Source organism: Pseudoalteromonas sp. 1_2015MBL_MicDiv (genome assembly GCF_002407505.1).
Taxonomy (GTDB): domain Bacteria; phylum Pseudomonadota; class Gammaproteobacteria; order Enterobacterales; family Alteromonadaceae; genus Pseudoalteromonas; species Pseudoalteromonas fuliginea.
The window spans coordinates 3,470,195-3,491,799 of record NZ_CP012737.1 but is presented as its reverse complement, the minus strand read 5'-3'; the positions used below and the strand labels follow the sequence as shown (position 1 = coordinate 3,491,799).

Annotated in this window: 16 protein-coding genes and 1 pseudogene; 12 read left to right on the top strand and 5 right to left on the bottom strand. The window is 38.8% G+C overall.

Translation table 11 applies throughout. The features are described 5' to 3' along the window. Positions 1–91: 91 nt before the first annotated feature. Positions 92–547, top strand: a complete 456-nt coding sequence (locus tag AOR04_RS15710; RefSeq protein ID WP_096793849.1) for a hypothetical protein — start codon at positions 92–94, stop codon at positions 545–547. Positions 548–594: 47 nt separating this feature from the next. Here the strand turns inward: AOR04_RS15710 and AOR04_RS15705 are convergent, their stop codons facing one another. The 3 genes from AOR04_RS15705 to AOR04_RS15695 all read right to left on the bottom strand — a co-directional run bounded on the left by AOR04_RS15705 (position 595) and on the right by AOR04_RS15695 (position 4,765). Next, the gene (locus AOR04_RS15705; protein ID WP_033032126.1) at positions 595–2,082 is read right to left on the bottom strand and encodes a Ppx/GppA phosphatase family protein; all 1,488 of its coding nucleotides are present in this window, start codon (positions 2,080–2,082) and stop codon (positions 595–597) included. Continuing rightward, positions 2,075–4,162, bottom strand: a complete 2,088-nt coding sequence (gene ppk1, locus AOR04_RS15700; protein WP_033038204.1) for a polyphosphate kinase 1 — start codon at positions 4,160–4,162, stop codon at positions 2,075–2,077. Before ppk1 ends, AOR04_RS15705 begins: the two co-directional genes overlap by 8 nt. A gap of 96 nt (positions 4,163–4,258) precedes the next feature. Next, entirely contained in the window at positions 4,259–4,765 is a 507-nt protein-coding gene (locus tag AOR04_RS15695) for a glycine cleavage system protein R (protein ID WP_007375981.1), read from the bottom strand. A 382-nt stretch (positions 4,766–5,147) separates the two neighbouring features. On the opposite strand from AOR04_RS15695, the gene AOR04_RS15690 reads away from it, so the two are divergent. The 7 genes from AOR04_RS15690 to AOR04_RS15660 all read left to right on the top strand — a co-directional run bounded on the left by AOR04_RS15690 (position 5,148) and on the right by AOR04_RS15660 (position 13,795). Then, positions 5,148–7,382 (top strand): ABC transporter permease subunit, encoded by a 2,235-nt coding sequence (locus AOR04_RS15690; RefSeq protein ID WP_033016368.1) that lies wholly within the window; start codon positions 5,148–5,150, stop codon positions 7,380–7,382. 15 nt (positions 7,383–7,397) lie between these two features. Next, positions 7,398–9,047 carry a phosphate ABC transporter permease PstA gene (gene pstA, locus AOR04_RS15685; protein WP_007375983.1) on the top strand — a complete coding sequence of 550 codons (1,650 nt, stop codon included), beginning with the start codon at positions 7,398–7,400 and terminating at the stop codon, positions 9,045–9,047. A gap of 27 nt (positions 9,048–9,074) precedes the next feature. After that, on the top strand, positions 9,075–9,902 hold the full coding sequence (gene pstB, locus AOR04_RS15680) for a phosphate ABC transporter ATP-binding protein PstB (RefSeq protein WP_007375984.1): 828 nt from the start codon (positions 9,075–9,077) through the stop codon (positions 9,900–9,902). A 46-nt stretch (positions 9,903–9,948) separates the two neighbouring features. Then, complete coding sequence (gene phoU / locus AOR04_RS15675; RefSeq protein WP_007375985.1) at positions 9,949–10,650, top strand: phosphate signaling complex protein PhoU; 702 nt, start codon at positions 9,949–9,951, stop codon at positions 10,648–10,650. A gap of 150 nt (positions 10,651–10,800) precedes the next feature. Continuing rightward, complete coding sequence (locus tag AOR04_RS15670; RefSeq protein ID WP_007375986.1) at positions 10,801–11,478, top strand: TIGR00153 family protein; 678 nt, start codon at positions 10,801–10,803, stop codon at positions 11,476–11,478. Positions 11,479–11,517: 39 nt separating this feature from the next. Beyond that, the gene (locus tag AOR04_RS15665) at positions 11,518–12,786 is read left to right on the top strand and encodes an inorganic phosphate transporter (protein ID WP_007375987.1); all 1,269 of its coding nucleotides are present in this window, start codon (positions 11,518–11,520) and stop codon (positions 12,784–12,786) included. A gap of 82 nt (positions 12,787–12,868) precedes the next feature. Then, positions 12,869–13,795, top strand: coding sequence for a hydrogen peroxide-inducible genes activator (locus AOR04_RS15660; RefSeq protein ID WP_007375988.1), 927 nt, complete (start codon positions 12,869–12,871; stop codon positions 13,793–13,795). A gap of 18 nt (positions 13,796–13,813) precedes the next feature. Here the strand turns inward: AOR04_RS15660 and AOR04_RS15655 are convergent, their stop codons facing one another. Both AOR04_RS15655 and AOR04_RS15650 read right to left on the bottom strand, forming a co-directional pair. Further along, on the bottom strand, positions 13,814–14,026 hold the full coding sequence (locus tag AOR04_RS15655; protein WP_007375989.1) for a hypothetical protein: 213 nt from the start codon (positions 14,024–14,026) through the stop codon (positions 13,814–13,816). A 200-nt stretch (positions 14,027–14,226) separates the two neighbouring features. Next, positions 14,227–16,742, bottom strand: a pseudogene (locus AOR04_RS15650) (EAL domain-containing protein). Between the two features lie 185 nt (positions 16,743–16,927). On the opposite strand from AOR04_RS15650, the gene queA reads away from it, so the two are divergent. The 4 genes from queA to secD all read left to right on the top strand — a co-directional run bounded on the left by queA (position 16,928) and on the right by secD (position 21,601). Next, positions 16,928–17,959 (top strand): tRNA preQ1(34) S-adenosylmethionine ribosyltransferase-isomerase QueA, encoded by a 1,032-nt coding sequence (gene queA / locus AOR04_RS15645; RefSeq protein ID WP_007375991.1) that lies wholly within the window; start codon positions 16,928–16,930, stop codon positions 17,957–17,959. A gap of 270 nt (positions 17,960–18,229) precedes the next feature. Continuing rightward, on the top strand, positions 18,230–19,357 hold the full coding sequence (gene tgt, locus AOR04_RS15640; RefSeq protein WP_007375992.1) for a tRNA guanosine(34) transglycosylase Tgt: 1,128 nt from the start codon (positions 18,230–18,232) through the stop codon (positions 19,355–19,357). A 26-nt stretch (positions 19,358–19,383) separates the two neighbouring features. Then, positions 19,384–19,722 carry a preprotein translocase subunit YajC gene (gene yajC, locus AOR04_RS15635; protein WP_007375993.1) on the top strand — a complete coding sequence of 113 codons (339 nt, stop codon included), beginning with the start codon at positions 19,384–19,386 and terminating at the stop codon, positions 19,720–19,722. 19 nt (positions 19,723–19,741) lie between these two features. After that, entirely contained in the window at positions 19,742–21,601 is a 1,860-nt protein-coding gene (gene secD / locus AOR04_RS15630) for a protein translocase subunit SecD (RefSeq protein WP_096793848.1), read from the top strand. Positions 21,602–21,605: the final 4 nt, after the last annotated feature.

Here is a 21,605-nt window from a genome sequence, read left to right as displayed (position 1 = left end):
ATATTTAAATTAACCAACTGTTTTTAAATACCTTTTTAATTGGCACGCTTTACGCAACATTGTACTTCAGTCAACTAAATAAGGAATGCAGATGCAAGTTAAAACAATTAAAGAGGTATACGATTGGACCATTTTGTTTCATACGCAAATGGCGGCTAATTTTCATAGCGTAAAGGATTTACTTGATGAACATAATGCAATGCTGGTGGACTATTACTTAAATTATGAAAAAAAACTGGCTGAAGATTTGGTCGGGTTTAAAGCGATAACCGAAATAAATACGCTCGATACGTACTGTTATGAATACTTTGCTAAAAACCCTGAGCTAATTACTTTTGAAGATATTAGTAAAGATCAGCAATTTGATGAAGAAGTTATTCAAGGCTATTTAGCACAGCAACATCAAAAAGTAATTGAGTTATACGAATACTTACTTGAACGCGCCGAAACCCAAAGCGGACAAGAAAAGCTTCAACAAATATTAGAGCTCGAAAAGCAAGGCATAAAGCAAATGATGCAAAGCACTAACCGTCATATGGATATGTAGCTGAAAAAGCGGGGTATTACTGATCCTGCTTTTGATATATGTTAGTTTTAGGAGCAATCAAGCGCTATACCCACTTTCTTTAAGTAACGCTGTTCTTGTATTAAATCAGCTTGTAGTAGTGTGTGTTCTTGCAAGTAGTTATCGCAAAATTTTATAAATAAGCCGGTGCTATTTGCGCTAATTTCCATATTGGGTTTTTGGCTTACTTGGCGTTTTTGATTAAATAGAATCGCTAAACGCAAAATAGTAATAAGCTTGAGCACTTGCTGCTGAGAAATAGTTATGAATTCAGGTAACTCATCGAGCCTAATTTTTTTCCGGTAAAAGCGAATCAACGAACTTAATATTACCTGTTCTTGTTGGGTAAAGCCGGGCAGCTGGCTGTTAGCAACAATATAAGCGCTGTGTTTATTAATACCCGAAGAGTTAATTGATAGGCCAATTTCGTGAAGACTAGCAGCCCATGTTAACAAGGCAATATCATCATTGTTATCAAGCTGCCACGGCGCTTTAAGTTGCTCATAAAGCCAAGTTGCAGTGTTAGTAACACGGATTGCATGTGCTTTATCTACAGTGTATCTATCACTTACGTTATTAATGGTATTGCTACGAATGTCTTTATCGGCCAACTTTTGCTGCATTTCATGTAATAAACCTTCACGTAGCGAAAAATCACTATAAGTTAGTTCTTTAATCAAAAACTCTCTAAAAATAGCAATGAGTATCGCTAAACCGCCACAAATACTTTGCTGTCGTTCCGGTGTTAAACCTTCAATGAGTAAATTATCGCTATGTCTGGCATTTATGAATTGTTGTTTAAGGGTGACTAAATCATTGTAGGTTATACAAGGCTGATGCGGGTTTTGGGCGCCCACCATAGCCAAAATAGATTTAATAGTGCCAGATGTACCAATAACGTTTTGCCAACCCTCATTGATGTAATTAGCAAAAATAACCTCTATTTCTTGTTCTGCTTTTATCTCTGCTTTATTAAAGCGTTTGGCGTTTATTATGCCGTCACTAAAAAATTGCTTGGTATAACTTACGCACCCTATATTTCGGCTTGTGAGTAACTTATGTTTAAAGTGCTTACCTATTATTAGCTCGGTGCTGCCGCCGCCAATATCAATTACTAAGCGGTTTTCTTCATTGTGTACATAATGCGCGACACCTTGATAAATGAGCCGTGCCTCTTCTTGCCCTGCAATAACATCAATATGAAATGGAAAGATCTTACTGGCTTGTGTTAAGAATGCATGGATATTTTTAGCTCGTCTAAAAGTATACGTTGCAGCTACTTTTACATTACATGCAGGGAAGTCTTGTAGAGTATTTGCAAATTGTTTAAGCACTATTAAGGCACGATCAATTGCTTGCTGGCTTAGCCTAAATTTATCGTCTAGCCCGTCAGCTAAATATACACGTTGCTTTTCTTTATGCAGAATTTGCAGTGTGCCATCCACTTCACGGGCAACCACTAAATGAAAGCTATTAGAGCCTAAGTCGACAGCGGCAATAGAGGGGTGATCATCCATTATTATAGTTACCTTCCCACTTTTTTAGGTGGTCATAAATCGCTATTTGCGAGCGGATTTTTTTACGGTTTCCACGTCTTACATAGGCATTTTTTTGTTCGCTATCGATTAAGCGTGCTTTTGTACGGTCTTTAAATTGCAGTTCTAGAATATCAATAATGAGCTGCTTTAATTTCGCATCTAAAATAGGCACGCCCACCTCAACGCGGTGATCGAGATTACGGGTCATCCAATCAGCAGATGAAATATAAACTTTGTCGTTTGCGTTATTACCAAAAACCATTACCCTTGGGTGTTCTAAAAAGCGATCTACAATGCTTATTATTCTTATATTGTCGCTAAATCTAGCTACCCCTGGTATTAATGAACACATGCCACGTACAATTATACGTATTTTAACGCCGCGACGACCAGCGTAGTAGAGTTTATCAACAAGTTGTTTATCAACAAGGTTGTTTACTTTAATAGTAATTTTACCTGCACAACCGTTCTCTACATGCTGAATTTCTTTATCGATTAAATCAAGTAAAGTGTCACGAGCATTTACAGGTGACAGCATTAAGTATTCAAAATTAAAAGGTTTGTAGCTACTTTCTATAAATTTAAATACGCTATCGCATTCCTCGCAGATCCCAACATGTTTTGTGAATAAACTAAAGTCGGTATAGATTTTTGCTGTTTTTTCGTGAAAGTTACCAGTGCCAATGTGTGCATACTTTACTATTTGACCTTTCTCTTTACGATGAATAATACATAACTTACTGTGTACTTTTAACGCGGGTATACCAAAAATCACTCTAATACCTGCGCCGCTTAATATCTTTGCCCACTCGATATTATTTTGTTCATCAAAGCGAGCTTTTAGCTCGACCATTACAGTGACTTGTTTACCATTTTTAGCGGCATTGATGAGTGATGATATCAATCGAGATTTACTGGCAACGCGATAAATATTAACTTTAATTTGCGTAACTTTTGGGTCGAATGCTGCTTGACGCACATACTCTAGTAAGTGGTTAAATGTGTGGTACGGATAATAAAGGAGAATATCTTGTTCGCTAATAGCATCAAATACGCTGGTGTGTTTATTAAATGCAGCGCTTTGTAATGCCGGCAGCGGTTTATTTTCAAGGTACTGACGCCCTACATTAGGAAAGGCTATAAAGTCTCTAAAGTTACGATAACGGCCTGCTGGGATAAGTGCGTCGTGATGAGTTACGCTCAGGCGCTTTTTCATTACTTTAAGCATATTATCAGGCATGGTTTCGTCATATACCAAACGAACGGGCTCTGCGTAAATACGCTGTTTGAGGCCTTTAGACATTTTATCTAATAAGCCCTCTTCTAGTTCGTCATCAAGGTTATATTCTGCATCGCGAGTAAGCTTAATTGAGTAACCTTGAATTGTTTTAAAACTAAAAAAGCTATTAAATACATCATTTAAAAAATATAAAATAACGTCATCAAGCATCACAATAGTTTTATGGCGACGAGTTTTTTCAGGCGGTAAATTTATAAATCTTGGCACGCGGTCTGTGGGTACTTCGAGCATAGCGTAATGGCTTTTTTCGTCACACATTTCTACGAATAGATAGGTCATGGTGTCGTTGACGTAATCTGAGTAATCTTTATTTTCATCAAGTAATATGGGCGAGATATGCTGTAGTACATTGTCATTAAAGTAAATTTTCAACCAATTTAAATGGAATTCGCTTAGCTTTTCAGGACGATCAACATGGATGTTATGTGCGGTTAAGTCACTTAAAATTTGCTGATGAACTTGGTTAAATTTTTTACCAAGCAATAATACTTTTTTTTGTACTTGGCCTAAAAGAACTTCGTCTTCTTCAAAATTAGCATCAGGTAGTTTGCTTAATAAAATACGGCGCTTAACATCGGCCACTCGAACTCTGAAAAACTCATCAAGGTTATTTGAAAAGATACCTAAGAAACGCATACGCTCAATGATTGGGTTACTTTTGTCTTTTGCTTCTTGTAATACGCGCTCGTTAAACGATAGCCAGCTTAACTCTTTTGCAAAATATTCAATAACTTGCGTTTTTCCTGTATGGGCATTCATATTTTATTCCGCGATTAGATGCTAAATAAAATATAGTGCAAGTTCATGACATTAAAATGACATGCGTGTCAGGTTTATGACACGCATCAAGGAAGGTTAAACGTCTTCAACATCAACAATCAAATCACTAGTTATCGATTCGAGAGCATCAATTACTTCATCTTTATTCATTCCATTAGGTAATGTTATGGTAGCTACGGCGCTAAAAATAGGGACTCCCCAGTTTGGGGCGCTCTGTTGCCTTGAGTTTAAATGTGTAATGTTAGCGCCCTTATGGCGAATAACACTGGCAAGTTCTTGTACTATTCCAGGGCGATCGTTTCCTGTAATCACAAAGTTTAGCTGTTCAAGTTCAACATGTTCTATTTCTGTATTGCCGGTTTCAATACGTACATCAAGCTTAGGCAATGCGTTTAATGCATTTTGAAGTGATTGTAAATGCTCTTCAGCGACCTCTAGCTGTATGATCCCCGCAAAGTGACCAAGCAAATGACTTAAATTACTGCTGAGCCAATTACCGTTATTTTTTAAAATAATGGTTGAGATGCTTTCTACTAAGCCAGGGCGATCTTTCCCTAAAATTGTTATAACCAACTGCTTCATAAATAATTCTCTTTTTTAAGCCCAAAGAAGGTAAATGCATAGGCATTAAGTGTTTATCTAACTTAAATCTAAATATTATGGGTTGTTTTATAAACGATAGGTTCAAACCCTAGAGTTGTGCGCGTCTAGCAATGTGCACTAGGTGCTTAGCTCATTGCTATTGTTATTTATTAGGCGCCTTTCAGTATTGACCTCGATAAATACTTTGTCCAATAAATTTATAATTAAGTTAACTTATAAACTATTCGTTTAATGCAAAATATGCAATGAATTAAACCACCTTATTATTACCTGGCTAAAAAGGTTTATTGTTACCGCTGTAACAATACTGTCATCTTGATGAAATATAATTTATGCAACGTTAAGATTTAAGGGTGTTTTGATGACTTCCAATCCGAATAAGCCGACTTTTAATACGGATCGAAGCCGTCTATTTAAAGATCGGTTTGCCAAGTTTGGCATAACCGCAGGTGGAGTAATGGTATTAATAGCGCTGCTATTAATTTTTTTCTACCTCCTTTATGTAGTACAACCGATTTTTGAATCAGCAAAAGTTGAAAAGCGCGACAGTTTCAATGTTGCCAATGCAGATCAAATTGTTGGTTTAGGTGTTGAAGAGCAAACAGAAGTTGCTTTTTTACTTAGCAAGCAAGGCAATGTAGATTTTTACAATGTAGAAAAAGCTAGTTTTGGTAAAAAACTTAAAACACTTGATGTAGAACTACCAAGTGAAGTGAGTAGCTTTGCGACCAGTGCACCGTTTCAGGGGCAATATGCCTATGGCTTACAAAACGGTTCGGTGGTGATTGTTGCACCTAAATTTTTAGTCACGTTTCCAAATAATGAACGTAAATTAACGCCGCGAGTTGATTACCCACTTGGCGAAATGGCGCTAGAAGTAGATGAAGAAGGCGCTGCTATATCGCGTTTTGCATTTAGTCATTATGAAGATAAAACAGCTGTTGTGGCATTAACGGCTGACAAACGTGTTTTGTTTAGTAGCTTTGTGGCTGAAGAAAACATGTTTACTGGCGAGGTAGAGTGGGTTGTTGAACGTACTGAGTTGAACATTGAAGGGCGCGTCGATGAGCTTTTAATTTCACCTGATACAACGCGTACTTTTATTCGTTCAGCTAATCAAATTTATGTATACGATACACGTGATTCAAGCGACGTTGAGCTAATTCAATTACTTTCGGCAAATGAAGAAAATGCAAATATAGTATCTGCACAATTACTTGCCGGTGCTAACTCATTGATGCTTGCTAATGATAATGGTGAGGTTTCACAATGGTTTGAAGTAAATACTGAGACTGGTCGTGAATATCAAAAAATCCGCTCATTTGAAACAAGCAAACAAAGTAAGTTAAATATATTTACAGAGTTTTATCGCCGAACTTTTTTTACTACCAGCAGTAATGGCGAACTTGGTGTGTACTATACAACAAGCGAAGCCAAATTATGGCAAGGCAAGGTGAGTGAAGGTGCTATTAAAGACTTTGCTATTGCACCACGCTCTAACGCCGCATTAATTTTAGCTGACAATAAACTTACGGTACTTGAAATACATAACGAACACCCTGAGGTAACCTGGTCTGCGCTATGGGAAGAAGTATGGTACGAAGGCTACCCTGAGCCGGGTTATATTTGGCAGTCAACATCAGCAAGTGATGACTTTGAATCTAAGTTTTCACTCGTACCTATTTCGTTTGGCACAATAAAGGCAGCATTTTATGCCATGTTATTTGCGGTACCTATTGCACTTTCTGCAGCCATTTATACAGCCTACTTTATGTCGAGTGAGCTTCGTAAGGTAGTGAAACCAACCGTAGAAATAATGGAAGCATTACCCACTGTTATTTTAGGTTTTTTAGCTGGCCTTTGGTTGGCTCCTTTAATTGAAGAGCATTTGCCAGCCATTGTTGGGTTATTGGTATTACTACCATTGGGTATTTTAGGTACGGCATTAGGCTGGACAAAGTTGCCTGCAAGCATTCGCCATAAAATACCAGAAGGTTCTCATTCAATCATCCTTATTCCGGTTGTGTTACTTATTGGCTGGTTTTCGTTCGCAATGAGCGAAACAATAGAACTGTGGATGTTTGATGGCAATGTTCGCCAATATTTAACGAATGAATTAGGCATGACGTTCGATCAGCGCAACTCGTTAGTTGTTGGTATTGCGATGGGGTTTGCGGTTATTCCTACTATATTTTCGATTGCTGAAGATGCGGTATTTAGTGTACCAAAACATTTATCAAACGGTTCATTAGCTCTGGGAGCTACTCAGTGGCAAACGCTTGTGCGTGTTGTATTACTAACAGCCAGCCCAGGTATTTTTTCAGCAGTAATGATGGGGTTAGGCCGTGCAGTTGGCGAAACAATGATTGTATTAATGGCGACAGGTAATACACCTATTATGGATTGGAGTATTTTCCAAGGCATGCGTACTCTTGCGGCAAATATTGCGGTGGAAATGCCAGAGTCAGAAGTGGGTAGTTCACATTATAGAATTTTGTTTTTAGCCGCTTTTGTACTATTCATATTCACCTTCATTTTTAACACAGTGGCTGAGTTTGTTCGTCAGCAACTACGTGAAAAATACAGCTCAATGTAAGTGGAGAGACACGACATGATAAAGCAGTGGTTTAGGTCTGGTTCTCCTTGGATTTGGATGACCGGTGGTGCAGTGAGCATCAGTTTAATTTCAGTGCTAGGTATCTTAGCAATGATAGCCTGGAAGGGATTAAGTTTTTTTTGGCCTTCTCAAGTTGTACAGTTTGAACTTGAAGGGTCAATTGCAAAACAAACCGTAATAGGTGAAATTTACGACCGTGAACTTGTTCCTAAAGAGCGTCTGACGGCAACGGGTATTGATGTATCTGCATTCGATAAAGAAGAGTTTGAACGTTTACTGATAAAAACGGGTAATCGGGAATACGTAGATTTAGATTTTCGTTGGATATTAGAAACTGACATAAAAGATAAATCAACGCCAGCGGCACTTGCAGTATTCGAACGTAGCAAAAACGGTAACTTTTATGGCTATGTAGAAAATGTAATTAAAGATGGCAAGCCGGTGGCTGGCGATAAAGTAGAAATACTACATGAGCTTGTTGAACGTGCTGTTGATTTAAACGATGAGGCACTCGATTTACAAAATGGCGATATAGGCCATATTAACTACGAACTTGAGCGTCTTCGTTTAAAAGAAAAGGGCTACTTACTCGATAACGCATTAACAGATGAACGTGTAGCAGAGCTTGCTCAAGCGCGTGCTGATTTACGTGCCGAATATGGCGTACTTGAAAAAGATTTATTTGCACTACGTAAGCAAGCTAAACGTGACTACGTAACCGTAAAAGATATGCGCGGTGAAATTGTTACTATTCCTATGTACCAAGTACTTGATGTTTGGTTTCCAAACGACATGGGCTTTTTTGCAAAGTTAGGGCACTACTTTGTACAGTTAGGTAAGTTTGTATCTGATGACCCACGTGAAGCAAATACCGAAGGCGGCGTTTTTCCTGCTATATTTGGTACAGTGTTTATGGTTATGTTGATGGCTGTAATCGTGACGCCGTTTGGTGTTGTTGCTGCAATTTATTTGCACGAGTATGCCGCTAAAAATGCTATCACTAAAATGATTCGCATCGCGGTGATTAACTTAGCGGGTGTTCCTTCAATTGTATACGGTGTATTTGGCCTTGGCTTTTTTGTATACATGTTAGGTGGCAGCTTAGACCAATTATTTTATCCAGAAGCATCACCAACCCCAGTATTTGGTACACCTGGTGTAATGTGGTCGGCGTTAACGCTCGCTATACTGACTTTACCTGTTGTTATTGTATCGACTGAAGAGGGTTTATCTCGTATTCCTAGTACTGTGCGCGATGGTTCACTCGCACTTGGCGCAACAAAAGTTGAAACGTTATGGCGTATAGTAATTCCAATGGCAAGTCCTGCAATTATGACCGGTTTAATATTGGCAGTTGCACGTGCTGCAGGTGAAGTTGCACCACTAATGTTGGTGGGCGTTGTGAAAATGGCACCTACATTACCACTGGATGGCAACTTCCCGTACTTTCACTTAGATAGAAAGTTCATGCATTTAGGTTTTCATATTTACGATGTTGGCTTCCAAAGTCCTAATGTTGAAGCGGCGCGTCCGCTGGTATACGCAACGGCCTTTTTATTAGTGTCGGTGATTATTACGCTTAACATAACGGCTATTGGTATACGTAATCATTTACGTGAAAAATTCAGATCGCTTGAACACTAATTTGTAAAGATTTTATAGGTAACAAACATGATTACAGTCGCTCCACAAGTAAACCAAGCAAATTTAGGCTTGAAGTTAGATTTAGAAAACTTAACTGACGATCAAAAAGCGTTAGAGATTAAAAATCTCGATCTTTACTACGGTGATAAGCAAGCACTTAATAAAGTGAATATGAACATTCCTAAAGGTCAAGTAACCGCGTTTATCGGCCCATCGGGTTGCGGTAAATCAACATTGCTGCGCTGTATCAACCGCATGAATGATTTGGTTGATATTTGCCGAATTGAAGGTGAGATATTACTTCATGGGCAAAATATATATGATAAAAGTGTTGATGTAGCCGCACTTCGCCGTAACGTAGGCATGGTATTTCAGCGTCCGAACCCATTTCCTAAATCTATTTATGAGAATGTGGTATATGGACTACGCTTACAAGGTATTAAAGAGAAACGTAAATTAGACGAAGTAGTAGAGCAGTCGCTTCGTGGTGCAGCATTGTGGGATGAAGTAAAAGACAGATTACACGATAGTGCGTTTGGTTTGTCGGGTGGTCAGCAGCAACGTTTAGTTATTGCTCGTTCAATTGCGATTGAGCCAGAAGTGTTACTATTAGATGAGCCTACATCAGCGCTTGATCCAATTTCAACGTTGGTAATTGAAGAGCTTATTAACGATTTAAAAAACAAATTTACCGTTGTTATTGTTACACATAACATGCAACAAGCAGCGCGAGTGTCTGATCAAACAGCCTTTATGTATATGGGTGAATTGATTGAGTATTCAGATACAAATACCTTATTTACAACACCAACTAAGAAAAAGACCGAAGACTACATTACCGGTCGTTACGGTTAATTAGCCCGTTATAACGTGTTGTATAAGATTAAGAGAGAAGGCAATTATGGAACATAATATCAATAAGCATATTTCTGGCCGGTTTAATCAAGAGCTAGAAAATGTACGCAACCATGTATTAAGCATGGGAGGCCTCGTTGAACAACAACTAAGCAGCGCACTTGACGCCGTTAGTCGTAACGATGCAGAGCTTGCTCAAAAGGTGCGTCAGAACGATTACAAAGTAAATGCTATGGAAGTGAACATTGACGAAGAGTGCACTCGCATTATTGCTCGTCGTCAGCCAGCAGCCAGTGATTTACGGTTAGTAATTGCAATTGCAAAAACGATTGCTGATTTAGAGCGTATTGGCGATGAAGCAAAGCGCATTGCAAAAGTGGCATTGGATTCATTTACTAAAGATCAGCAAGATTTATTAGTTAATATTGAAAATATGGGTCGCCAAGTATTAAAAATGCTTCATGATGTGCTTGATGCGTTTGCGCGTATGGATGTACAACGTGCATTTCAGGTTCACAAGGAAGATGCAAAGGTAGATAGAGAGTATGAAGCCATTACACGTCAAATAATGACCTATATGATGGAAGATCCTCGCTCAATCCCGAAAATTATGGATTTAGTGTGGTCTGTGCGTTCGCTTGAGCGTATCGGAGATCGTTGCCAAAATATTGCGGAATACATTATATATTTCGTAAATGGCAAAGATATTCGTCATACATCTCAAGAAGATATAGAAAAATCTCTATAAATTTAATTATTTCATTCTTTTGTATTAAAGCGGCCTTGTGTCGCTTTGTGCATTGTTAGCACAAGTGAAGCAATAAAAAGCATTCACAATCGTTGTGAATGCTGTAAAATTCATGCTGCAAAGCATATCAATTTGATTAAAGGGTCAGTTATGCCTACAAACGCGTTTTTAGGAGTATTTGCAAAATCTCCTATCAAACCTATGGAAGAACACATCAAGAAGGTTCATCAAGCAAGTAAAGCTTTGATACCTTTTTTTAATCACGTATTTAAAGAAGAGTGGGTACAAGCAGAAGAGCTTCGTATCACTATTCGTAATTTAGAGCGTGAAGCCGATGATATGAAAAGAGATATACGTTTACAGCTACCGCGTGGATTATTCATGCCGGTAGAGCGTACAGATCTGCTCGAATTAGTAACCCAACAAGACAAAATTGCTAATAAAGCGAAAGACATTGCTGGACGTGTGATTGGTCGTGAAATGACCATTCCTAAAGTTATGCAAGTTGATTTTCTTGCTTATTTAACTCGTTGTGTAGATGCAACTAAACAAGCATCTAAAGCAATTAATGAGTTAGAAGAATTGCTAGAAACTGGTTTTAAAGGTCGCGAAGTGACCTTAGTAGAAAAAATGCTAGTAGAATTGGATGCGATAGAACAAGACACGGATGAAATGCAAATAAAAGTACGTCGCCAACTGCGAGTTGTAGAAGGTGAGCTAAATCCAATTGATGTAATGTTTTTATACAAAATCATTGAGTGGGTTGGCGAGCTTGCAGATATTGCAGAGCGCGTAGGATCACGTCTTGAGCTGATGTTAGCTCGTTAATTTAAAATCAGTTCAATTACGAAAGATTAAGGTTACACAATGGATATCATTGCATCTTACGGCACGGTATTAATTTTAATTGCCGCAGCAGTCGGCTTTTTTATGGCTTATGGTATTGGCGCGAATGACGTTGCTAATGCTATGGGTACTTCAGTAGGTTCTAAAGCGCTTACAATCAAACAAGCAATTTTTATTGCGATGATTTTTGAATTTGCAGGTGCTTACTTAGCAGGTGGTGAGGTTACATCAACAATCCGTAAAGGAATTATTGATGCAGCACCATTTGCAGATATTCCTGAGCTTATGGTTCTGGGCATGATTGCTTCTTTATTTGCAGCCGGAACATGGCTATTAATGGCTTCGTTCCTAGGTTGGCCGGTATCAACTACTCACTCAATCATTGGCGCAATCATTGGTTTTGCTTTAGTTGCTGTTGGTACTGAGGCAATCCAATGGGATAAAGTAGGTGGTATTGTTGGTAGTTGGATTATAACACCGGCTATATCAGGCTTTATTGCATACTTAATATTTATGAGTGCGCAAAAGCTTATTTTTGATACAGACGCTCCACTTAAAAATGCTAAACGTTATGTACCGCTTTATATGGGTCTAGCGGGCTTTATTATGGCTTTAGTTACAATTAAAAAAGGCTTAAAGCATGTTGGCATAGATTTAGGTGCTGTTGAAGGCTATGCACTTTCTATCGCTATTGCGGTTATTGTGGGTATTATTGGTAAAATTGCTATTTCTCGTTTGAAGATTGATCCTCAAGCGGATAAGCAAATGCAGTTCAACAATGTTGAAAAAGTATTTGCTGTATTAATGGTATTAACTGCATGTTGTATGGCATTCGCCCATGGTTCTAATGACGTTGCTAATGCTATTGGTCCACTAGCTGCTGTTGTAAACATTGTTGAAAACAATGGTGAAATTGCTAAGAAAGCCGCTATTGCATGGTGGATTCTACCGCTTGGTGGTTTTGGTATTGTGGCCGGTCTTGCTATTTTAGGTAAAAAAGTAATTAAAACAATTGGTGAAGGCATTACACATTTAACGCCTAGCCGTGGTTTTGCTGCTGAACTAGCTGCTGCTTCAACGGTTGTTATTGCATCAGGTACTGGTATGCCAATCTCTACTACTCAGACCTTAGTTGGCGCGGTATTAGGTGTAGGTATGGCACGTGGAATTGGAGCACTTAATATGGGCGTAATCAGAAACATTGTAGTTTCTTGGGTAATTACGTTGCCAGTTGGTGCTGCCCTTGCTATTGTTATTTTCTACGTACTAAGAACCGCTTTTGGGGTTTAACAAAAAAGTACTTAAAGACTTTTAGCTTGAAAAGATCTCAACGCCCTAGGTGTTGGGGTCTTTTTATTTGTGGAAAGAAAAAATGACCAATCTTCCAAGCATCAAACAGCTACAGTATTTATTAGCTGTTCATCAACATCAACACTTTGGGCGTGCCGCGAGCGCGTGCTTTATAGGTCAATCCACTTTAAGTAGTGCGATTCAAAACCTTGAAGAAACACTTGGTTGTCAGCTCATCGAGCGAGAAAATCGTAGCCTTATGTTTACCAGCATCGGCGAAGAAGTTGTAGAGCGTTCTCGTAAAATAATTAATGATACAATTAGCTTAAAAGAGCTGACTAAAAGCTTTTTAACTCCCCTCAGCGGTAAGTTAACCGTGGGGGTAATACCGACTATAGCGAGCTTTATTGCTGCGCCGCTCTATCACTTTTGCAAACAAACTTTTTGCGACTTAGAGCTGGTATTGATAGAAGACACGAGCGATAAACTACTCGACAAGCTCGAGCATGGTCATATTGATTTAGCGCTATTAGCCTTACCATACGAAACGGATAAGTTTCATACTCAAATTTTGGCAAAAGATCATTTTAGCTTAGTGCATCATAAAGAATATATGCCTGCAAAGGGGGTAGAGGACTTTAATTTGCTACCAGATGCGAGTGTATTCTTACTGGAGCGTGAGCATTGTATGACAGGGCATGCGCTTAGTGCGTGTCACTTAAATCGTGCTAGTTGTATTAATCCATTTGAAGCAGCAAGCTTGCATACTTTGCTTAGCATGGTTGAACATCAACTTGGCGTGACTTTTTTACCGCAAATGGCAATTAATGCAGGGATTTTAGATAATAAAAATATGACAGCGACACCATCGCAAAGCGATGCATACCGTGATATCGGTATATTGTGGCGTAAAACAACAGGACGAATTCGCGACTTTAAGTTATTTAGTCAGCAGCTTGAGGTGTTTTTACAACGCCAATGTAGTTTGGAGTTTAATAAAACAAAGTGATTTAAATGTTAAAGCAGCCTAAAGAGGCTGCTTTTGATCATGGTTATGGTGTTCAAAAGGTTCTAGCTCCGGTAAAAATAATAAATAGATCCACACCACTAAATTAAAATAAGGCATGCAACCTAATACTGTAAATACTCGAATTGGGTAGCCCTTTATGCTCGCGTATCGATAGCATTGATACGCTATTGCAAAGTGAATAAGTAGTAATAAGATAATCAATTGCGTCATATTTATCTCCTCAAACCTTATTTTAAAACAGCCCGTGATTTAGGGTTCTGTATTTGCAATAGGTAATGTCATGTTTGTTAAGCGTAATCCTTTAAATAACGTGACATTCGTATTGTGATGAAGAAAGTATAGGTAAAAAAGATAATAATGATAGTAATAAAATGCTTAAAATTGTTTATTAATGCTTAATATGAGCTAGGTTATTGTTGGTAAAAAACTTTATTTTTTAAAATATTTTCAAGCTCTGTCTTTACTTTTTCAACCGCCATAGGACGTGCAATAAAGTAGCCTTGTCCGTAATCCACACCAATCTCTTTTAGTGCAAAAAATATATCTTTATTTTCAACATACTCAGCCACAGAACGCTTATCGAGTGACCGGCTTATATCATTAATTGCTTTTACTAACGCTAAATCGATGGGGTCGTTAAGCATGTCACGTACAAATGAGCCGTCAATTTTTACATGCTGTGCGGGAAGCTGCTTTAAATAATTAAAAGTACTAAAGCCGGTACCAAAGTCATCTATAGAAAAGTGACAACCTAAGCTATTGAGCTTCTCAATCATCTTACGTGTTGCTTTTAGATTATTAATACTTGCAGATTCAGTAATTTCAAAAATAATACGAGTAGGTGATACTTGATATTTTTCTAAGCTTGACTCTATAAGCGGCAGTAATCGTTCATCTAAAAATGATTGTGCTGATAGATTAATTGCGACTTGATTTAATTCTGGGTGTTTTTCAACACAAGCAAGCGTGTTACGAATTACACATTGATCCATCAAAAATGTATCGTTTAACATTTCAAGCGATGGAATAAATTGATTGGGGTACACAAGTTTATCATTGAGCTTTAATCGTAGTAGTACTTCAAAGTAAGCAACTTTACTTTGTTTGAAGTCCCAAATAGGCTGATAATGGAGCTCTATATTATCTTGTTGTAATGCTTGGCGGATTTCGTGACCCCATTCCAAACCTGTTTGCAATGTCTTATTTTGCGAGTCTTCTTTTGAATAACAGTGGACTAAATTTCGACCTAAATTTTTAGCTATATATAAGGCGATGTCGGCTTGTTTTAAGCACTCATTGGGATCGCAATTTTTAGATGTAATTTGAGCTAAGCCAATAGAGCAGCTTATTGTGTAAACTTGATCCTCTGATTTAAAAGTATGTTGTTCAATTGCGATACAAACACCTTCGGCCACTAAATGCGCTTCTAATAAGTTCATGTTTGTTAAAATAACAGCAAATTCATCACCGCCAATACGGCAAACAAGGTGTTCATCACCGATATTGTCTTTAAACAGTTGAGCCACTTCTTTTAAGACAATATCGCCCTGGTGGTGGCCCTTACTGTCATTTATTATTTTAAAGTGATCAAGATCGATATAAATAATAGCATGTTCTATATCATCGAAAGTGTGCTTTGGTTGGCAGATACGATTAAGTTGTTGATCAAAATAATAGCGGTTATGTAAGCCTGTAAGTGGATCGTGATGCGCTAAATGGCGTAACTGTAATTCAGCTTGCTTTCGCTCATGAATATTGTCGATTGTGGCGGTAATTGTTGCTGTATTACGACTATTTTTGATCAGTTGAAACCTGCATTCTACCCAAATTTGAGTGCCATTTTTGTGCTGTAACTTAATTTCTACTTGTTGCTGATTTTCACCCCCCCTAAAATATCACAAATCGTATTTTGTAATTTTTCTTGGCATTCATTAATACAAAATGCGGTTAAAGGTTTTTGCAGTGTTGGTTTTACGCCATGACCACTTAGTGTTTCCCAAGCTGGATTTATAAAGCGTATTTTACCTAGTTGATCAAGTTCAAGTACCACGGTATTTAAGTGTAATAGAATGCGTTGGTGGGCTGAGAATAACTCTTTATATTTCACTTCACTTACACTCAATTGCTCAACTTTGTTGGCAAATTCAGCATAACTGACCATAAAGTCTTCTCGACGTGCTGCGTGGTCACATACTTTATTTAAAAAAGAAGGGTCGTAGGGGGCACGAATAAAATCGGTAACACCTGATAATAAGAGCTGCTCTGCATAATTTGCATCATCATTATCTATAATTGTTACAATTGCCTGTTTTGGGTTATGTTGCAAAATCTCTTCTACTAAAACACTCGACGTTTCAGCTCTTGCGGCTGTGGCATCTAACAGTACGATGGCAAATTTTTGCTGGTAGTAAGCGTTTAGCGCTTCTTTGCTTGTTGTTGTATGTGTAATTGCAAAGTTTAGCTTTAGTTGTGCGCTAATATCATTGGCTTTATCTTGCAGTGGCTCAAGTAATAAGAGGTTTAAGCGGCTACTTTTTTCTAAATGTGTCGACAGCACATTAGCCAAAACCTGTGGCAGCATGTCTTGTTGCTCAAAAGGCAGTACGGCATCAATACCATAACTACGCGCAGTTGTTTCTGCGATGCGTTCACAATAAATGGGAGGGATGAGTAGTATCGGCGTATTCTTTGGTGTTTTTAATAAACCCGAACGGATCATCCGTGAAAAGCGCCAACCATCTATTTTACCGACATTGAGGCCCGTGATAATAATATCAACAGGCTGTTGCTTTAATAGTTTTAAAGCTTGTTGGCTGTCTTGTACTTCAATAAAAGCAAAAACATTCAGGCTCTCTAAAGTGGCACGAATAGTAAGGCGTTCAGCACGACTTGCGTTTAATATTAGCAATTTAAGTTGCTCTACCACGTATTTCTCAACCCATATTTATTTAACCGAATAAGAATAGTGATTTTTTGATTGAAGAACAAGAAAATTAATGGTCATTCGTAGGCTTGCGTACTTCAATTTTGCAGAATATAAGGGGATTTCTTGAGCTTGATAGGCGATAGATATACACTTGGCGCGATTTTAAATGATGTGGATTACTAACTATGCGCGTAGCTGATTTTAGCTTTGACTTACCTGATGAATTAATAGCTCGCTTTCCTAAGCCGGATCGTACGAGTAGTCGTTTACTTAGCCTAGATGGGCCTAGTGGTAGTGTAGAACACAAAGTCTTTAGTGACATACTTGAACTGGTAAATGAAAACGACTTACTGGTTTTTAATAATACCAGAGTAATCCCTGCACGCATGTTTGGTCAAAAAGCATCAGGTGGTAAAGTTGAAGTATTAGTTGAACGTGTACTTGATGAACATCGTGTGCTTGCACATGTCCGTGCTAGCAAATCATTAAAGCCTGGTAATGAAGTTATTTTAGAAGGTAAGGCCAAGGCAATAATGGTTGCACGGCATGACACGTTATTTGAGCTTGAATTTGATCACAGTCAAAACGTACTTGATATATTAAACGACATTGGACACATGCCATTACCGCCTTATATCGACCGTCCTGATAACGAGGCAGATCGTGAGCGCTATCAAACAGTTTATGGTGAAAAACCAGGGGCAGTGGCAGCGCCTACTGCTGGTTTACATTTTGATAAACAGTTAATGGCTGCATTAAAGGATAAGGGCGTGCAAATGGCTTTTGTTACCTTGCATGTTGGTGCAGGTACTTTTCAGCCAGTGCGTGTTGACAGTGTTGACGATCATATAATGCATTCCGAATACATTGAAGTGCCAGAAGATGTGGTAGCGGCTGTTGCAAAAACTAAAGCGAAAGGTGGGCGCGTTATTGCCGTTGGTACAACCTCAGTGCGTTCATTAGAATCTGCAGCAAAAGTACATGGTGGCAAGCTAGACACTTACTTTGGTGATACAGATATATTTATTTATCCGGGTTATCAGTTTAATGTAGTGGATGCCATGGTTACTAATTTTCACCTACCGGAATCAACGCTTATAATGTTAGTGAGCGCCTTTAGCGGGCAAGACAACATTATGGGTGCGTATAACACGGCAATTGAACAGCAGTATCGTTTTTTTAGTTATGGCGACGCGATGTTTTTAACACGTAAATAGTTAAGTAACTGGCCCTATTGCAAGTAAATTCAACACAGTTAGCGCTGAAAATAGTTGCTTGAGACAGACTTATTATCCAGGGTTCAGGTTAAGTATTAAATTATCAGTAAAAATGATTACAAACCCCAGTTAAGTTGCTGGGGTTTTTTATTTGAATGAAGTTATCAGTATTGAATTTACCGCAGCTAATAGTATTGGCTGGTCAAAAAGGGTAGAATCGAGCGGTTAAATTATAGCTTGTTGGACTGTTTTTCTGACATTGAGGATGATATGAAATTTGAATTAGACCGTACTGACGGAAAAGCGCGCCGTGGCCGCTTGATTTTTGACCGTGGTGTAATAGAAACACCTGCATTTATGCCTGTTGGTACTTACGGTACTGTAAAAGGTATGACGCCAGATGAAGTAAAAGCGACTGGTGCACAAATTTGTTTAGGTAATACCTTCCACTTAATGCTTCGCCCAGGTACTGAGATCATTAAGCAGCATGGTGATTTACATGACTTTATGAACTGGGATTTCCCTATTTTAACTGACTCAGGCGGTTTTCAGGTATTTAGCCTAGGCGCAATGCGTAAAATCACTGAAGAGGGCGTATTATTTCAATCACCTGTAAATGGTGATGAAATTATGATGTCACCTGAAAAATCGATGGAAGTACAACGCGATTTAGGTTCAGATATTGTAATGATATTTGACGAATGTACGCCGTATCCAGCGACTGAAAAAGAAGCTAAAGATTCTATGGAGCTATCTCTTCGTTGGGCTAAGCGCTCTAAAGAAGGTCATGGCGACAACCCATCTGCTTTGTTTGGTATTATTCAAGGTGGTATGTACCCAGAATTACGTGCACAATCACAAGCCGGTCTTGAAGACATTGGTTTTGACGGTTATGCATTAGGTGGCCTATCAGTAGGCGAGCCTAAAAACGAAATGATGAACATTCTTGATCACTGTGCGTTTAAAATGCCAGAAGACAAACCTCGTTACCTTATGGGTGTAGGCAAACCAGAGGACTTAGTTGAGTCGGTTCGCCGAGGCATTGATATGTTTGACTGTGTTATGCCAACGCGTAATGCACGTAATGGTCATTTATTTATTACCACAGGTGTGGTTAAAATACGTAACGCAGTGCATAAAACAGATACAGGGCCACTTGACCCTGAGTGTGATTGCCATACGTGTGGGAATTATTCACGAGCTTATTTGCATCACCTTGATAAATGTAACGAAATTTTAGGTGCGCGACTAAACACAATTCATAATTTACGTTACTATCAACGTGTTATGGAAGGTTTACGCAATGCAATTAGCGAAGGTAAATTAGAAGAATTCGTAAAAGATTTTTATGCTCGCCGAGGCCAAGATGTGCCAGAGCTAGCAGATATAAAAAATTAAACTTTAAAAATTAAAGAGGAAGTATCATGAGTTTATTTATTTCAAACGCACAAGCAAGTACAGGCGCAGCAGCGGCAGGCGGGGGCACTATGCAAATGCTAATTATGTTAGCTATTTTTGGTTTAGTTTTTTACTTTTTGATTTATCGCCCACAAGCTAATCGTGTTAAAGAACACAAAAGCCTAATGAATGCGATGGCTAAAGGTGACGAAGTGCTAACTCAAGGTGGCTTAGTAGGTAAAATAGTTAAAATTTCTGAAGATAAAGATTTCATCGTTATCTCTTTAAATGAGCAAGCAGAAGTAACAGTGCAAAAATCATCTGTATCTGCAGTATTGCCAAAAGGCACAATGAAGTCGCTATAAAAATAATAAGGACGACCCCGTGTTAAACAAGTTTCCGGTTTGGAAGTATTTACTTGTTTTAGCTGTGGTAGCCATTGGCCTTTTATATGCTTCTCCAAACTTGTATGGTCGCGATCCGGCTATACAAGTTTCAGGTGCTAAAGGTGCTGATGTTGATCTCAGTGTTGTAGACAAAGTAAACGAAATCCTCAAAAAAAATAATGTAACCGCTAAATCGACAATACTTGAAGATGGACAAATTTTAGTTCGTTTAAAAAATGTTGAAGAGCAGTTAAAAGCGCAAGATTTACTGCGTGATTCGCTTAGTGATGATTACATTTCTGCTATTAATATGGCACCTGCTCAACCAGCTTGGTTAAAAGCGGTTGGTGGCAACCCAATGAAGTTAGGCCTTGATTTAAGTGGTGGCGTACATTTCACCATGGAAATCGACATGGCAACAGCGGTTGATAACCAGCTTGAGCAAATGGAACAAGATTTTCGCAGTGATCTGCGCGAAGAAAAACTACGTTACCGTAGTGTTCGCCGTGTAGCTGGCTCTGAACGTATGCGCGTAGAAATGCGTACCGAAGAAGACAAAAATGCTGCAGAAAGTTTCTTAGGAACTCGCTACCCGCTAAACGTTTACATTGATGATAGCAGCAACGATAAAGCATTTTTTGCAACAATGAGTGAGCAAAAACTCAAAGAAATTCGTGACTACGCTATCAAGCAAAATGAAACGATTATTCGTAACCGTATCAACCAAATTGGTGTTGCAGAGCCTAACGTACAACGCCAAGGCGCTGAGCGTATTATTGTTCAACTACCCGGTATTCAAGATACAGCACGCGCTAAAGAAATTTTAGGTGCGACAGCAACACTTGAATTTCGTGAAGTAGACGAAAATGCCGATGCAAGTGCTGCTGCTCAAGGTCGTATTCCAGCGGGTACTGAAATGATCATGAGCCGCGACGGTTACCCTGTTGTACTTAAAAAGCGTATTATTTTAGAGGGCAGCCATATTACGGGCGCGCAATCTGGCGCTGATGAATACCAACGTCCGCAAGTAAGTATTACGTTAGATAGCAAAGGTGGGGCAAAAATGAATGCCTTTACCAAGCGTGCTATTGGCAAGCGTATGGCAACGGTATTTATTGAATACAAGCCATCAGGTAAAAAAGATGCAGACGGTAAAGCACTTCCACCTATCAAGGTCGAAGAAGTAATTAACGTAGCAACAATTCAAGCTCGTCTTGACCGCTCGTTCCGTATTACGGGTATTGATAACCCTGCTGAAGCGCATAACTTAAGTTTGCTACTTCGTGCAGGTGCGCTTGTAGCACCAATTCAAATTGTTGAAGAGCGCACAGTAGGTCCAAGCTTAGGACAAGAAAATATTGAAGCGGGTATGACTGCGGTTGCACTTGGTTTTGCGTTTGTACTTGTGTTTATGCTTGTGTACTACAAAGGCTTTGGTATGGTTGCAAACCTTGCGCTTGCGGCTAACTTAGTACTGATTGTTGGCGTTATGTCTTTAATTCCAGGCGCTACACTTACGCTACCAGGTATTGCGGGTATTGTATTAACCGTAGGTATGGCGGTTGATGCCAACGTACTTATTTTTGAACGTATTCGTGAAGAACTGGCCGATGGCCGTAGTCCTCAACAAGCGATTCATTTTGGTTACGATAGCGCATTTAGCACTATATTTGATGCCAACATCACGACACTAATTGCTGCCATTATACTGTTTGCAGTGGGCACAGGTCCGATTGCGGGCTTTGCAGTGACACTTGCGATTGGTATTTTAACTTCAATGTTTACAGCCATCGTTGGTACCCGTGCGGTAATCAACTTATTTGTTGGTGGTAAACGCATTGATAAACTTTCGATTTAAGGAG